Annotated in this window: 14 protein-coding genes; 2 read left to right on the forward strand and 12 right to left on the reverse strand. The window is 51.4% G+C overall.

All coding sequences use genetic code 11. The features are described from left to right. The first annotated feature begins 115 nt into the window (after positions 1 to 115). Positions 116 to 592, forward strand: coding sequence for a MarR family winged helix-turn-helix transcriptional regulator (locus tag FCL47_RS16275; RefSeq protein WP_240744266.1), 477 nt, complete (start codon positions 116 to 118; stop codon positions 590 to 592). A gap of 21 nt (positions 593 to 613) precedes the next feature. Here FCL47_RS16275 and FCL47_RS16280 read toward each other — a convergent pair whose 3' ends face one another. The 3 genes from FCL47_RS16280 to FCL47_RS16290 are packed head-to-tail and all read right to left on the reverse strand — an operon-like array spanning position 614 to position 6,431. Continuing rightward, positions 614 to 3,709: an efflux RND transporter permease subunit gene (locus tag FCL47_RS16280; RefSeq protein WP_136814591.1), complete on the reverse strand. Its 3,096-nt coding sequence runs from the start codon at positions 3,707 to 3,709 to the stop codon at positions 614 to 616. Continuing rightward, on the reverse strand, positions 3,706 to 4,965 hold the full coding sequence (locus FCL47_RS16285; protein WP_136814592.1) for an efflux RND transporter periplasmic adaptor subunit: 1,260 nt from the start codon (positions 4,963 to 4,965) through the stop codon (positions 3,706 to 3,708). The genes FCL47_RS16280 and FCL47_RS16285 overlap by 4 nt, the downstream gene beginning before the upstream one ends. Then, the gene (locus FCL47_RS16290; protein ID WP_167496529.1) at positions 4,962 to 6,431 is read right to left on the reverse strand and encodes an efflux transporter outer membrane subunit; all 1,470 of its coding nucleotides are present in this window, start codon (positions 6,429 to 6,431) and stop codon (positions 4,962 to 4,964) included. Before FCL47_RS16290 ends, FCL47_RS16285 begins: the two co-directional genes overlap by 4 nt. A 208-nt stretch (positions 6,432 to 6,639) precedes the next feature. On the opposite strand from FCL47_RS16290, the gene FCL47_RS16295 reads away from it, so the two are divergent. Then, positions 6,640 to 7,362, forward strand: a complete 723-nt coding sequence (locus tag FCL47_RS16295) for a 5'-methylthioadenosine nucleosidase (protein ID WP_167496530.1) — start codon at positions 6,640 to 6,642, stop codon at positions 7,360 to 7,362. Positions 7,363 to 7,478: 116 nt separating this feature from the next. Here the strand turns inward: FCL47_RS16295 and FCL47_RS16300 are convergent, their stop codons facing one another. From FCL47_RS16300 to FCL47_RS16340, 9 genes are all read right to left on the reverse strand, one after another. Next, positions 7,479 to 8,039, reverse strand: a complete 561-nt coding sequence (locus FCL47_RS16300) for a DJ-1 family glyoxalase III (RefSeq protein ID WP_136814595.1) — start codon at positions 8,037 to 8,039, stop codon at positions 7,479 to 7,481. Between the two features lie 145 nt (positions 8,040 to 8,184). Then, entirely contained in the window at positions 8,185 to 9,933 is a 1,749-nt protein-coding gene (locus FCL47_RS16305) for an FAD-binding protein (RefSeq protein ID WP_136814596.1), read from the reverse strand. A gap of 137 nt (positions 9,934 to 10,070) precedes the next feature. Beyond that, positions 10,071 to 10,751, reverse strand: coding sequence for a ferric reductase-like transmembrane domain-containing protein (locus FCL47_RS16310; RefSeq protein ID WP_136814597.1), 681 nt, complete (start codon positions 10,749 to 10,751; stop codon positions 10,071 to 10,073). Beyond that, entirely contained in the window at positions 10,751 to 10,966 is a 216-nt protein-coding gene (locus FCL47_RS16315) for a ferredoxin family protein (protein ID WP_136814598.1), read from the reverse strand. Before FCL47_RS16315 ends, FCL47_RS16310 begins: the two co-directional genes overlap by 1 nt. A gap of 52 nt (positions 10,967 to 11,018) precedes the next feature. Further along, positions 11,019 to 11,555: a response regulator gene (locus FCL47_RS16320; RefSeq protein WP_136814599.1), complete on the reverse strand. Its 537-nt coding sequence runs from the start codon at positions 11,553 to 11,555 to the stop codon at positions 11,019 to 11,021. A gap of 94 nt (positions 11,556 to 11,649) precedes the next feature. Beyond that, entirely contained in the window at positions 11,650 to 11,922 is a 273-nt protein-coding gene (locus tag FCL47_RS16325; protein WP_136814600.1) for a hypothetical protein, read from the reverse strand. 298 nt (positions 11,923 to 12,220) lie between these two features. Further along, positions 12,221 to 13,399 (reverse strand): DUF1566 domain-containing protein, encoded by a 1,179-nt coding sequence (locus tag FCL47_RS16330; RefSeq protein ID WP_136814601.1) that lies wholly within the window; start codon positions 13,397 to 13,399, stop codon positions 12,221 to 12,223. 422 nt (positions 13,400 to 13,821) lie between these two features. Then, on the reverse strand, positions 13,822 to 14,301 hold the full coding sequence (locus FCL47_RS16335) for an EF-hand domain-containing protein (protein WP_136814602.1): 480 nt from the start codon (positions 14,299 to 14,301) through the stop codon (positions 13,822 to 13,824). A 238-nt stretch (positions 14,302 to 14,539) separates the two neighbouring features. Then, the gene (locus tag FCL47_RS16340; RefSeq protein WP_136814603.1) at positions 14,540 to 15,250 is read right to left on the reverse strand and encodes a response regulator transcription factor; all 711 of its coding nucleotides are present in this window, start codon (positions 15,248 to 15,250) and stop codon (positions 14,540 to 14,542) included. Positions 15,251 to 15,381 lie beyond the last annotated feature (131 nt).

The following is a 15,381-nucleotide window of genomic DNA, read 5'->3' on the forward strand; positions in this document are numbered from 1 at the left end:
TGTCCTCGGGGGTTTTTAATTTTTCCATAATATCAATGCATGCCGTAAAAACCTCTGGATCGGACAATAAAAAAAGAGTACTCAGCTGAGAATTACAATTATCCTTCAGGAGGGAATGATGGGTGGAAAAAATCAGCAGATACATGTCGTCATCCAGAAATTGCGGATTGTTTTCAAGGGAGTGCAGGCGCATTCCAAAAAAGTGGAAAAAATATGCGGCTTAAGCAGTGCCAAGCTGTGGATGCTCCACGAAATCGACAGTAGTCCGGGCGTCAAAGTTTCGCAGCTGGCTACGGCGCTTTCTATCCATCCTTCGACTTGCAGTAATATGCTTGATAAACTGGAAGAGAAGCAACTCATCTGCCGTGACCGCAGTAAAACAGATCAAAGGAGCGTTCATCTTTATGTCACCGAAGAAGGGCGTCGCCATCTTGTCAAGGCACCCCAGCCGACCCAGGGCAAACTGAGTAGTGCGTTATCGCAGCTCTCGCCAAGCCAGCTCAGCAAACTTGACAGCGGACTTGAAGCTCTTGTTGAAGCCCTGCATGTAAAAGACGATCAGACTGGTCTTGCTCCTCTTCTCGGTGAGTAAATTTCAAGGCAGTCACAATTCTTAAAGAGCGCGCGTCCAAACTCGCTGCACATCCTCAATGATCAGGTACAGGCAGGGCACCAGCACCAGGGTGACGACGGTCGCAAAGACTATGCCGAACCCCAGTGACAACGCCATGGGGATCATGAATCGGGCCTGTCGGGACGTCTCGAAAATCATCGGCGCCAGCCCGCCGAAGGTGGTTAAGGTGGTGAGCAGCACCGGCCGGAAACGGCGGATGCCCGCATCTCTTATGGCCTGGGTCGGCGGTGTTCCCTTTCGTTTCTGCTTATTGGCGTAATCGACCAGTACCAGGGAGTCGTTGACGACGACTCCGGACAAGGCAACCATGCCCATCATGCTCATCAGGCTCAGGTGGTAGTCCATGATCATATGGCCGAATACCGCGCCAATTATGCCGAAAGGGATGGCGATCATGACCACAACGGGTTGCAGGTAACTGCGAAAGGGAATGGCCAGCAGAAAATAGATGCAGCCTAAGGCAAACAAAAATCCACTGAGCAGGCCGGCCACGCCCTCCTTACGATCGGCCTGTCGACCGGTGTAGCTGTAGCTCAGGCCGGAATAGGTCTTGGCAAGCTCGGGGAGTATGGATTTGTTCAGCGCAGCGAAAATGATCGGCGAATCACCGATGGGGGCAACATTGGCCGAAACGGTGACCGTCCTGCGGCCGTCTCGTCTATTGATACTGGTATAAGCCCGCCCCCGTTCAACCGTCGCAATTTCTTGCAGCGGGACAAAGTTTCCGGCGGGGGTGGTAATGAGCAGGGATTCTATATGAAACTCGCTGCTGCGCTGGTTTTCCGGCAGCCGAACCCTGACGGTCACTTCATTGTTGCCACGCTGCTGCCGCAGGGCAACTGCCCCCTGATACGCGTTGCGCAACTGCCTGCCAATCTCAATTGTCGTAAGACCCAGGCTCTCTCCCCAGCGGTTCACCTTGAAATTGACCTGGATCTTGCCCGGCGTATAGCCGTCATCGACATCTTTAACCTGCGCAAAATCTTCCAGCCTGGCAGCCAGGGCATTACTTGCCTGGTCCAGGACGGCTATATCCCGGTGGCTCAGTTCCACGGCGATGGATGCGCCACTGCCCGGCCCGCCGCGATCCGATTCATAGCGCAGAGACTGCAGGCCGATGACCGGCCCGGTCGTCTGCCGCCAGAGGGTTGTGACCGCTTCGGTGCTGAGCGGCCGAACATCTGGTGGGGTGAGGTTGGCGTTAATTTCGACGGTATTGCCGTTAACGATAGCATACACGGATTCCAGCAGCTGCTCCTGGCCATTCTTTTCGGCCATCTTTTCCAGTCCGTCGATCAACTGATCACGGACCCGTGTCATTTCGGCGGTTGGACTGCCATAAGGCAGCGTTGCGGTGACAACCGCCCGGTCCGATTCAACCCGGGGGGAAAGGATCATGCGTATTCGTCCACTTTTGACATAGCTTGCGGTAATGATCAGAACCGCGAGCAGCAGGGCGACGGTAAGATATCGAAAGCGTAAAATAAATGCGAGCTGTGGTCCATAGATATTACGGATGAAATAGAGTACTTTTCCACCAAATGCCTGCTGCAGCCCACCGATATATGCGGTGAGCCTGTTGCCGCCGTTTTTTCGGCTGTGCGCCAGATGTGACGGCAGAATGAGCAGCGATTCGAGCCAGGAGATAAGAAATACGACGATCACCACCACCGGGATGACCCGCCAGACTTTGCCCATCACCCCCGGCACCAGGGCCAGAGGGAAAAAAGCGACGATGTTGGTCAGGATGCTGAAGGCGATCGGGGTTGCTACATCCTTTGCGCCCTGGATAGCCGCATCGACACGATTCAAGCCCTGCTGCCGGTATTCATAAATATTTTCACCGGCGATAATGGCGTCATCAACCACAATGCCGAGGGCGATGATGAAGGCAAACATCGAGATCATGTTGATGGAGACATCGAAAAAAGGCAGAAACAGCAGGCCGCCCAGAAAGGAGATGGGAATGCCCATTGTTACCCAGAAGGCCAGCTTCAGTTCCAGGAAAATACCTAAGAGGATAAGAACGAGGGTCAGGCCGAAAAAGGCATTTTTCAGGAGGAGCTCAAGACGCTGCTGGTAAATCTCCGATCGATCCCCGGAGATAGCCCAACTGACTGCCGGCGGCAAATCCACCGCAATGTCCTGCATTGCCTGCCGTGTTGCCTCGGATATCCCGATGGGAGTTTCATCGCCAACCCGGTAGACCAGCAATTGCATGGAAGGCTTCCTGTTAAAGGTGTCAAAACGGGTGGCGTCCTCAAAGCTTTCGTGCACTTCGGCAATATCTGCCAGGTGCACAATGGCGCCGCTTTCGGTAGTGATTATCGGGATCTGAGAAAATTCTTTTGCCCAGCTGCGCCGGTCTTTCACCCGCAGCAGAATTTCTCCGGCAGCGGTTTCCAGCTTTCCGCCGGGAAGTTCGAGGGAGGCATCGTCGATTATCCTGGCAATCCCGGCAAGGGTCAGCTGGTATCTCCGCAGATTCTCCAGTGGCACCGCCACTTCGATTTCATAGTCCCGGCCATTATTCAGCTCAACCTGGGTGATGCCTTTGGCCTGCAGGAGTCTGTCCCGCACCTGTTCCACCACTTCCCGCAAGCTTCGTTCGGAAACATTGCCATAGAGGATGAGTTGCAGGACCTGACGTTTTATTACATCTAAAGAGATGACCGGATCTTCGGCGTCAACGGGGAAGGTCGTTATTCTGTCAACTTCCTGCTTAATATCCTGGAATACCTTTTGCGAGTCGGCGTCGTCACGGAGCTCGGCGCGGACCTGGGCGCTGCCTTCGTCGGCGGTCGCGTAAATTTCCTTGATGCCGTCAATGCCGCGAATACTTTCCTCAACCGCCAGGACGATGCCCTGTTCAACCTCCTCAGGACTCGAACCCGGGTACGCGACACTGATGCTCACGGTGTTCAACTCGAATTCCGGAAACACTTCCCGCTTAATCTTGGTACTCATGAACAGCCCGCCAAGGATAAGCAGGATCATCAGCAGGTTCGGGGTGACGCGGTTGCTGATCATCCAGGCAATAACACCGGTTTGTCCTGTTTGTGGAGAGTGATTCACTGGCTTATTGCTCCCTTGCCGGCCTCGGTCGGCTGCTCGTTGTCATCCGGCATGCGTTGCAGTGGAGTGCCGGGCATTGGAGACGAAAGGGCGGAGACGATCAGCTGTTCATCTTCTGTGAGGCCTGATGCGACAAAAACCTGGTCCAGGGTTCTGGCGACAATTCGTACCTTTCTGATTTCCAGGGTGTTGTCACCCCTGAGCAGCCAGATAGTGTCATCTTCGCGAAGATGATTCCGATCTATGGCAACGACGGAGGGCAGTTCAACTCCCGCGATTTCCGCCTGGACAAAAGAACCGAGAAGAAGTCTCGGCTTTTGTTGGTTTCCGGGCTGAAGGCACAGTGGATCTTCGATTGCCACATAAACAGTGGCCATTCGTCCTTGCTCTTCGACATCGGCCGTCGGCCGTAAGACCCGGCCGGTGCGAAAAGGACCGCCGCGTTTTTTTTCCTGAAGAAAAATTCGTACCTCGGAGCCCTTCCTGTCGTCAGCCGGGAAGTTGATCCATGCCAATTGGTCGGCCGGAACAGCCAGTTTCAGCCAGAATTGATCGGTCCCGGCCAACCTGGCCAGAACGGTTGACTGACTGATTCTGCTGCCGAGGTTGACTGATCTGGACAGAACGACCCCATTAAATGGGGCATGGACTCTGGTGCGCTTGAGATCTAGCTCAGCCTGGGCAAGCGTTGCTCGTATTCCCTGCAGAGTTGCTTTTTTTATACCGAGCTGCGGATCTCGGAGCATGAGTTTTTTTTCAGTCGGGGTGACTGCCTCGCCGAGGATTTCGAATTCTTTTCTGGCAATGCGCTGATTGCCCATTTCCAGCTCGATATCGTTCTGCGCCTTGGCAATTTCACTTTGCAGGCGTTTGATGGTCAATTGGTAATCGACCGGGTCAATGCGCACCAGCGTTTCATTTTCTTTAAAAAAACCGCCCGGAACCATGTTGTCGCTCATGGCGATGATCTCGCCGCCGACGCCGGGGGTGAGATTGATCTCTTTGGCAGCAAGGACTGCGCCCATGCCAGTCACCGTCAGTTGATGGCGGCCAAAATGAATTCCTGTGACCTTGACGAGCGGCGGGCTGGCCTGGCGTTTCTTCGGTTTTGCTTCGGGCCCGGTTTTCAGATAGTAGGCAGCCAGCGCCACTCCGCAGCCGAGAATGAGGATGGACAGGACTATTTGCAGGTACACGGAGACACCCCTTTTCTTTCCTGGGGTTTCTTCCGGATCAGAAAATTCAGCTGATTTCATTGATTACTGCCTCTTGCTGGTTTGGCGTTGGATGAGGGCGCTTTTGTTGGTTCAAGAAGAGGAAGGCGGCCACTGAGTGCGCGGTAGAGCGAGATGCGGTAATTAATCAACTGGCGTCTGCCGGTGAGAATATTGCGCTGTAGACCCTGTTGCGACAGCAGGGCCAGCAACACCCGTTGATAGTCTTCAGCTCCCTGTCGGTAGCGGTTTGCCACATGATCGATGGTTTGGCTGGCATACTGCAGCTGTGTCTCAAGGCTGCGCAGGTTGATCTGTTGTTCTTTTTCCCGGGCCAGGCTGTTTTCCACTTCGCCGATTGCTTCGAGAAGCAGTTGACCATGCGCGTAAAATAATTGTCTGGCGACGGCTTCGTTTCTGTCAACCTCCGCCTGCAGCAGTCCTCCGTCGAAAATCGGTCCGAAAAGATTGGCGCCTAGAGAAGAGAACCAGTTGTTGAAAAGGTCTCTGGATCGATCCCCCGAGGTAGACAGCTCGGCGGAGATGGAAAGCTTCGGCAGCTGGTTGGCAACAGCTGCGGCCACCCGGCTGTCTGCGGCGTGCAGCCTGAGAAAACTGCTCTCAATGTCGGGCCTTTCGCGCAAAACATCGACAGGGATACCCGTCTCGGGCAGCGGCGGCACGGTGGGCAATGGGACCCGCTCCGGCAGCTTGAGGGTTCCCGGCGGGACACCGGTCAGGATAGCCAGTTGATGCTTTAACACCTGTATGTCGGCACGAAGTATGGCCATATCCCCGAGATTGCTCTCTACCAGCTGGCGCTGCTGCAAAACATCGGCAATACCGTTCTGCCCTGCCCGGAACTGTACGGAGATCAGCTCTAGAATCTTCGCGTTTGTTTCTATCTGCTGAACGAGCAAATCCTGCTGCAGGTCCGATTCCACCAGTTGATACCAGATGATTGCAACCTCTGCTGCAAGGGATACGGCAGCAGTGTGGTAATCGGCTTCTGTCGCCTGTGCATCAAGGCTTGCCGCATCTCTCTGGTTGCGTAGTCTGCCCCAGAGATCTATTTCATACGAGGCGGCGAGGCCCAGTAAGAAATTATCACTGCTTGAATTCTCCGTAATATTTCTGGTCGATGTAATTGCCCCCTGCCCGTCAAGAGTCGGAAAAAGTGATGCCCCTGCCTGTCTGGCGACGGCCCGGGCCTCTTGTATTTTCTCGCGGGCAAGATGCAGAGAAAAATTTTCCGCCAATGCCTGGTCGATAAGAAGAACCAGGTTCGCGTCGTGAAAATCAAGCCACCAGCTGGCCTGGAAAGGGACTTTCCCCGGCCTGGAAAAATGTGCCGGAAGATCCATTGGCGCAAGAATTCGCTTTTCCCTGGGGGTGCAGCCGCACAGGAGAGTGACCATGAGTACCATCAGTACCATTTGTGCCGTAACAGGAAAAAGAGAATGTCCAGGATAGCAATTGTTGCGTGTACTGTAAAAATTTTCCGCCATAACCTCATCGTTGCCTTTAATGATTTTGTAACCAACTGTAGTTGTAATGTATTTTTTGGCAACATGAAAGTGCAACACCGGCCTGCAGAAGGAAAAAATTCCCGTTGGCAGTTGATCATTGCGGTACATCCCGGTAAATAGAGTGGACGTAATCTCTGGGCTGGATCAATTACCCGGCTGCATTATCCATTTTATGGGAATTTGGCATATGGTACGAATTGCGATTTTAATGGCCATGAAAAATGAAGCAAGGACATTGCTGCAATCTCTTGATTTACGGCAACAAAAGCAACCGTTTCGTTCTGGTGTCCCGTTTGAACTATTTCAAGGCAGGTTCGCAAAAGCCCAGCTTTCAGTCGTAGTAAGCGGCACCGACCCGGAGTTCCACGTCGACAATGTGGCGACGGTTCCGGCAGCCCTGATGACCTATCTGGCCATTGAAAAATGCAATCCGGACCTGGTGCTTAATGCCGGCACGGCAGGTGGATTCGGTGGCCGGGGATGCGAGATTGGTGATGTCTATCTTGGCTCCGGCACCTTCTGTTTTCATGACAGGCGCATTCCTCTGCCGGGCTTTGACCGCTACGGAATCGGGCGCTATTCGTGTTATGATACGTCTTCTCTTGCCGCCGAGCTGCATCTGAAAACCGGGATTATTTCAACCGGCAACTCCCTGGACCTGCAGGGCAAAGATCTGCAGCTCATTCTGGAAAACCAGGCGGTTATCAAGGATATGGAGGCCGCGGCGATCGCCTGGGTCTGTCGCAGTCTTTCGGTGCCGATGATTGCCGTTAAAGCAATCACCGATCTGGTAGACGAGGGTGCGCCAACTGAAACGCAGTTTCTCCAAAACTTCCACCTGGCCGTCAAGAACCTGCAGATTAAAACGATTGAGCTCCTGCAGCATTTGCAGAAAATAAAAGATTGTTGAAAGGGCAGAGTCCTGCGCCCCCGCAAAGGGTATGGTCAAAAATTCCGGTTTATGCTCGGTTCCACCGGGGGGATGGGTTCCGACAACTCCCCACGCAGGTGGATCCGTTCAACCGTTCACGGACAATCAATGGCCATACCTTTGGCCACCTCTTTCTTTTTATCTTCTCCCAGCAAGATACCGACGAGTTCGAGGCCAAATTCAATGGAGGTTCCGGCGCCTCTGCTGGTTACGCAGTTTTTGTCGAAAACGACACGTTCCCCGACGTTCGTCCGGGTTTTCAGTTGCTCGATAAAAGAGGGATGACACGTGGCTTTCTTGCCGTCGAGCAGCCCATGGTGTTCAAGGACAACGGCCGGAGAGGCGCAGATAGCTCCGTACAGTTTATTCTCGCTGTTCTGTTTTTTTAAGAGCTCTGCCAGAACGGATGAATTTTTCAAGTTTTCCGCACCTGGAATCCCACCGGGAAGGACAATCAGGTCATATGCTTCCTTGGCACAATCAAAAAGTTTCCTGTCGGCGATGACCGGTACGCTATGCGATGACGTAACCTGCAGTGTGTCGCCGATAGCGGCCAAGTCGACATGTGCCCCGGCCCGGCGAAAAACATCTACGATACTGAGTGCTTCAAGCATTTCAAAGCCATCGGCGAGTGGTACCAGAACCTTTTTTTGCATTGCTTCCTCCTTCTCTATGATTCTTTCTTTACATCCAGACATATTGTAATCAACTCCGAGTGATCGTCAATTTCCTTTTCAACAATGATATTGCGTAGCTGTTTTCGACCCGGGCGCTGCTAAAAGAAATCTTTATCCGCCGAAATCATGCCGGCCAGGCGGCAAAGGGCTGTTTCTCAAACTGCATGGAGCCGTCTGCACCTTTGTAGATATTTATCCACGCCTGCCAGTTTGTCGTATCCATCTCCGGATAATCAAGTCGATAATGGCTGCAACGACTCTCTTTACGCATGATCGAGGCCTTCAGTTTCATTTCCGCACTGATGATCATGTTGGCGGTCTCGTGGGCCAGTCTGAGCTCATGAAAGTCTGCAGCTCGCAACATCGGCATATGATGATCTCTCAGCTCTTCCACGTATGCCAGAGCTGCCTGGAGTAACTTTTCCTTTTTGATGTACAGAACAAAATTGGGGATCATGATGCCTTGCAGGGTTTGCGTTACCCAGGCAGGGCTATAGCCTGCTTTTCTTTGCAGGGGAGCAAGTATCTCCTGGTGTATATCGTCTAGTTTCGCTGTCGAAACGTCCTGGAAATCAACCGCCTTGCAGTAATCGGCTGCTGCCGTACCGGCTACAGCACCCTGTACGGCCGAGCCGGCCAATGAGGATCCGATCTGGGTGTAAATAGCCCCCGCCATATACGACCCCAGAGCATCGCCTGCGGCGTATAGACCAGGGATGTTTGAGGCACATCTGTCGTTAATTGGCACCAGTCCTTCCGATTTATGAATAGACATCCCGGCAGAGGAGCCGCCGACAGGTATCCCGGCCATTCCCGGAGGCCCTCCGCCCTTTCCAGAAGGTGGTCCACCATTGCCCGGCGCTTTTCCACCGCCAGGCGGTGGGCCACCGGGGGGGCGGGCAAATTCGGCAGGCGTGAGCGGTCCTCCTTTACTTGTAGTGTTCCCACTCCCCGGAGGCCCCATTGCAACCGGTCCTCCATTGACGTAGGCGATATAATTCAAATCCACCCCTAAATCGTGATGTACTTCAACCCCTACCGTATCCGGTTTTCTCTCGAACATCCCATGCCAGCCATCAAAACAGGCTGCGGCATTTGTCGCCTGACCGGGATGCCCGTCATTCCACTCCTTGCCGGTCACCTTTGCGCCAATAGTATAGGCCATGATCGTGCCGTCGTGGGTGAGGTCGCAGATTGGAAACCCATTTGGTTTAAATCCTCCGGCGCCGGTACAGAGAATGACACTTTTTGCCCTGAATATCTGGATTTTTTCGGAATCCATACTAAAACCCGCTGCCCCTGCGATGTGTCCGTTCTCCTTAATCAGGTGGGTGATAACGATTCGCTCCAGCACCGGAATATTTCGTTCTTTGATTGGCTTGCTGAAACATGTGTTATAAAGCGGCGAGTCAAAGAATCCCCACTGGCGCAACTCATCGACACGGGCCCTTGAATGTTCGGCCATTTGTCGGGTATAGACTGGATTATTGGTGCCCATTGCCGAACGGGAAACCTTGTCGACAAACGCATCGAGGCTGATGGGGGCAGTCGCTGCATCGTAGGTGAAAATGCCTTTGGCAAAGGGTGTCTGACCCGAGGAGCCCAGACGTCCTTTCGAGACAAGTATTACTTTAGAACCTGCATCGTGTGCCTTGACGGTGGCAAAGAGTCCGGCCATTCCTCCGCCGATGACTAAAACATCGCTTGTATGTTCTTTGCGGTTTACCGTATCGACATCAACTTTTGCTGTATTGGCAGCCCAGCCGGATGGAACTCCCAGGGCAGAGAGCGTTGCCATGCCGGCAATGCCACCGGCTAACGCCATAAAATGGCGCCGAGAAAGAAGCGTCGGGTCTTTCGATAAAGATGTCATTTCGTGTCTTATTCCTCATAGTATTTCGTCAATAACCGGGAATCAGGAGATTCCTTTGCAATTATACGCTTAAACTTGACCACCAAGGCACTTATCCCCCTCGAGGGGGATTGTAAAGCATACCCGTCAAGCGAGAACTAAAAAGAGTCCCGGCTTATTTCGCCTTTCCCGGGGCGTGAGATCTCTGATTGTAAAACAGTTGGTGATTTAGAATTTTTTAAGGGCAAAAGTATGCCGCAAAAAGCTAACAAGATGATATAAGCGGACAAAACCCGATCCGTATGACGCCCAAGGTCTAGGGCATGCCAGCAGGCAAAAATCATGCAGGCAATCGACAGCCACTTGTGGAATTGCACCCACGTTTTATATGGAAGTGGAATTTTTTTGCGAAAAATCGCGGTGACCAGAAGAATGGACATCAGGCACCAGGCAAAAATACCGATCAAAATTCCAGAATTACTGTATGTACGCAAAATTGTAATGAGACACGCTGCGGGGTCGAGGCCTGCCTCAAAATATCGCGGAAGGACAATTAAAAACGGGTGAACCAGTATGATACATACGAATACATAGCCAATAATCTTGTGAATTTTGATGACCTTGGCCATGTTTGACCCAAGCAGCAGGGAATTGCCGCTGCGAGTCAGAAAAAACTGGGCCAGCATCATGCAGAAGCCAATGATGGTGAGGAGCGAAATGGATTCTTTTAGTAAGGTGCGTCTCGGAAAATCACCTGTTGCATAGATGAAGATCGGCAGACCTGTAAAAAGCAAGATCGCCGGCAAGAGACCTCGTCTGTTTGTCTGGCTATGCATCATTACCCCCAGGATACAATGACCGGAATAGATTTATCCGGGGTTATGGTGATGGCATCAACCGGACAATACATTCGACATAAATGACATATCTGGCAATCCGCAGGGTATTTGATTATCGCCTTTTTGGTCTTAGGATCCAGACGCAAAACATCGGTAGGACAGCTTGCTACGCATGTCCCGCAACCGATGCAGCCGCTTATAAGTTTTATCGTCATACCACTTCTCAATTATAAATATTATAAATATTGGGAGATTGCCTCAATGTCATTATCGAACTACTGCTTCAGTTCCGGCGCGGGTAGATGCTTTGTTGAGATGAAATGTGATCGAATTCAGAAGAGCATGCAGCCAGACAGGTTTGGTCATGATTTCGTCGAAACATTCTTCTGCCAGCCAGGTTGATCCGGTGATTGCAATAATCGGTAATCCCTTGCTTCGGTTTTTTATGCGGCTGGCCAATGCATTGCCATCCAGTCCCGGCATACAGATGTCAGTCAAAACCAGATCAAATTTTTCTTTTAGAAATAAATACCAGGCTTCGTCGCCATTACATGTCGAGATAACGTCGTAACCGTATACACCCAGAAAAATCTCCAGGATATCCCTGTTTTCGTTACTGTCATCAACAACAAGAATTTTGCCGCTTGAAGGTCGAGGTGATCCCTGTTTGGGATTTTCACCATGCCTTTGCCGCATGGTGATGTTTTCCGCTAGTCCACATGGCATGTCATTGGCACCGGTCAATGGCTGTTGGCACGGCTTCTGTTCCGGCTGTTTTTGTTGGCTTGCAATCTTGATATCCATATCGTTTCCATATTTTCATATACTTTTACACCCTGTACTCCCGCCAACGACGGGAGATTAGTGATAGGACAAAGCTACGCTGACAGGTGTCCGGCTAGTTGCAATTACCTTCAGGCGGTCCTCCCGCAGGAACTGCAGCCAGTTGGCCGTTCATTTCCCTGCAGGTTGCCTTGACTGTTTCCCCGCGGCGCCCGGTGAATTCAACACTGTCTCCTGCCTGCTTGCCTGCACACGCGGAAATTGCCTCGGGCGGCGGGCCCTGGCGTCGGTTATTGTTGGCATCGTCGCCCGCCGCACAACCGGCGATCGGGAACAGGACCAGTATTGCCATGAGTAAAGCAGCCTTCAGTGGGTGAAATCTCTTCATGTGTTATCTCCATTGTGGTCAGGTGACCGTTTAATAGTAGTAATATACCGCAGCCAGCCTCAGTTCTTGGTCTGCGGTACGTGGGGTTACCGGTATAATTAATATTGAATTGAGGACGAAATATGGAAGAAATATGGAAGTTACGTTTGGTGCATTGCAATAAGGTCCGGTTAAAGGGGGTATTATCGCCCGTGCTTCTCTGGCCTCAAAAAAAACCAGGCCTCCCGGTACCCTTGCGTGGGGGAGGAGAGGGGGGGAACCGGGAAACCTGGCGTTTTTGTTGACGTGGTTTTGCAGCTTATCTTTTAGGTTCGGCAGTATCGCGAACCAGGCGAACGTAATTATAGATACGTTCTGATTCCTCACTTGCCGGACCACCCATGACCTTGGTGGCAAAACGAACGGCACCCGCTCCGTGGATGTCTGCACCGGAAGCATCAACGGCATATCCAAAGGCTACATACCAGGCATAAACATATCCAGGATTCTGCGGGCTAAAATAAGCGGAAGTACTCGTCCAGAAATATGCATCCGGATCAGTCATACTAAAAAAACGTACATCGATTGCAGGATAAACACCTGTATAATCAACGATGCTTTGCAGCTCTTTGACATTTGGAACACGCCAGTCTCCATAGCCTGAAAATTTTTCTGTGTTCTTCAAATCCGCATAGGCCAGAGCCTCCTGCCAATTGAGATCGATAAGGCTGTCTTCCTGCATCCACATCAGGCCTGTCGCTTTATCGGTTACGGTACCGTCCCGGTTATCATGAAATATATTGAGGCCATATTCTTTACCTTGAACGCAGCGTACGTATTTTGCTGCCACCGAGGCGCCGTCACTGCCGTCCGGGTAGGCCTTGATATGGCCGGTTCCATGGTTTACCCCGAAGGTGGAAGGTGCACCGTCGTGAGTCGTGCCGAGGTGGTAATAATTGCTTGACCAGTACTGTTGCTGTTTCAGGTCAGGTGCGGAAGCTAACTGAAAATACTCAGTGTTGAGGTAAGGCCATCCGGTGATAAAATCGCTGATGGAAAAAAGTTCTTTCAGGGTAGGTGTCCGCCATTGACCACTTCCTGCCAGTTCTAAAGATTTGCAATACTCTTGAGCATCGGCCCAGCTGTACGGCTGGTCTGACGGAATCTGCTGCCAGCGCAGGCCGGTGTTGTTATCCGTCACCGTACCATTTCCGTTATCGGTAAAATTAAACGCTGTTCCCTGGTACTGGGCATCTTGCCCGTTAAATGCTTCTCCTGCAGCAGGACAACCGATTTCTCCTTGTATGTCATAGCATCCGGCCTGACCGCTATCCACCAGGGCAGAAGGAACACTGTTCCTGCCACCCAGGTCTCTTTGTTTTTCCTGGCCATTGTTGGCGTCGTAATTGTCATCGGCATGGACAGTTGCCAGGGCAAGAAACAGCATGGCCAGACCTGCTATTATTGTCAGTACTATATTAATTACGTGACTGATCATTGATTCCCTCTCTGTCTCTTTTGCGTCGTTTCTCAGTTGGAGATGATATGATTGATTCTAATCGAGTTTGTAACCCTGAATTGAGGAAGAAATAGGGAAGCAATGAGCAAACAATGAGCAAACAGAGAAATGCGGGGGCAAGAAGGAGCCAGGACGACTCTGTTCAGTACCCCCGGTTTGGGACGAGCAACTAGAAAAAATGAACAACGAGATGGAGCGTGTGGGATAAACCATCTGAATACTAAAACCGTCGTCTCTTTAGTACCCCGCAGATCGGTTTCTTGTTTTCTGCAAGAAGCCAATCTGTCTCAAGGTACGTATACCCCTCAGGCGGGTATTAAAAAGAGTACCCGTCAAGCGAGCATAACAAAGAGTCCCGGCTGGCTTCCTGTTTACCGGGCTTAGAATACCGCCGCATCGACTCAGGATGTTACGTCAACAGAGCTGTATGTGCTTGTTCCGGTATTCTCCTGGTTCTGTAATAACTCGAGTAATTGGGCCAGACTATCATCTTCCCCGGAGTTATTGGAATAGGCAGAGATTGCCTGCTCCCTTGGCGGTGGCGGTGGCGGTGGCTTTGAAGAGGATTCTTCCCCCTCGCCAGGCGTCACCTCGGAAGGAGAAAAACCCATGCCGGTCAACATCTGCAATAATTCTTCACCACTGAGGCTGCCATCCTGGTCGGTGTCATTAGTGCTCAGGGCATCATCGACATTGATTGAGCTGCCGGTAACTTTAGAAATCTCTGAGGTAAGAGTCGCAAGTTCACTTTTGGATACCAGGCCATTACCATCTGTGTCAGACAGCTGAAATGCATCTTTTCCTTGTGAGGGGGGGCGTTGCATAGCACTGCTGCGCATCATCGACATCGTACTGCTCGAGCTGCTTATACTGCTGATCATTATTGATCTCCTTTCATTTTGGTACCTTACCGATCGTGAACCTGTTTTCTCCAAGCGAATAATCGGTAAGGTATTTCTTCCCCTTAAGAGGGAATTGTAAAGAATCCGGGTTTGTTTCCCCTTTATCCGGCGAGGTGTTCCGCAGCCTTAGAAAAAAGACGGCTATCCCGTAGTATATATCGACTGCCCCAACGAGAGGTTTTATAGCTCTAACATCTCGTGATTGTAACAGTTTGTATCAATTTTTTGGCCGCAGGTTCTGGCCACCTGCATCATCAATAAACTGATAACCAACACCTCGTACCGTTTTGAGACATTTGGCCGCTTTGGTATGATTACCGATTTTCTGCCGAATACGGGAAATGTACAGATCAATGCTGCGGTCATATCCATTATATCTCGTGTTGTATATATCCTGGTGAATGACTTCGCGGGAAACCACAGATCCGGCTTTTTGGGCAAGCGACCAGAATAACTGGAACTCTACAGTAGAAAGCGCGATCGCTTGCCCGTCTATGAATACATCTCGTCGTCGTGCGTCAACGGTAAGCCTGCCGAATTTTAGCTGCAGGTCTGGTTTCTTAGGGATAAATCGGCGGAGCAATGCCTTGATGTTTGCGGCAACTAATGGTGCCCCATCGCCGCAGGCCATTGAGGAGTCCGCGCCGAGATCAAGCGCCAGTTTATGAAAGCTATTATTTTTTCGTTCGGATATCAGCATTAATAATTCTGGATAAATGGTGCGTATTGTCTGACAATGAGTGAGGCCATCGACCCCTTCAGGACAATCGAGCACCACCATGTGGGGCGGATACAGCTCAAAAAAATCCATTGCCTGCTGAAAATTTTCCTTCCGGTATACAACCATCTCATCGGTGCTCAAGAGCTGTTGTAGATCAAGGTAGAATTTGTTCTCTCCGCCAATAATAAAAACAGTTGCTCCGCTCATTCGTGCTCATTTTCTCATGGAAATAGTTCATTGCTTTTTTTGTGCCGCAGGTCACCTCTCTTGCTGCTGATCCTCTACAAGGCTAGATGCGAAATGTGGAAGAATTATGGAAGCCATGGTATTTTTTACTG

Origin of the sequence: Desulfopila sp. IMCC35006, from assembly GCF_005116645.1 — a bacterium.
GTDB lineage: Bacteria > Desulfobacterota > Desulfobulbia > Desulfobulbales > Desulfocapsaceae > Desulforhopalus_A.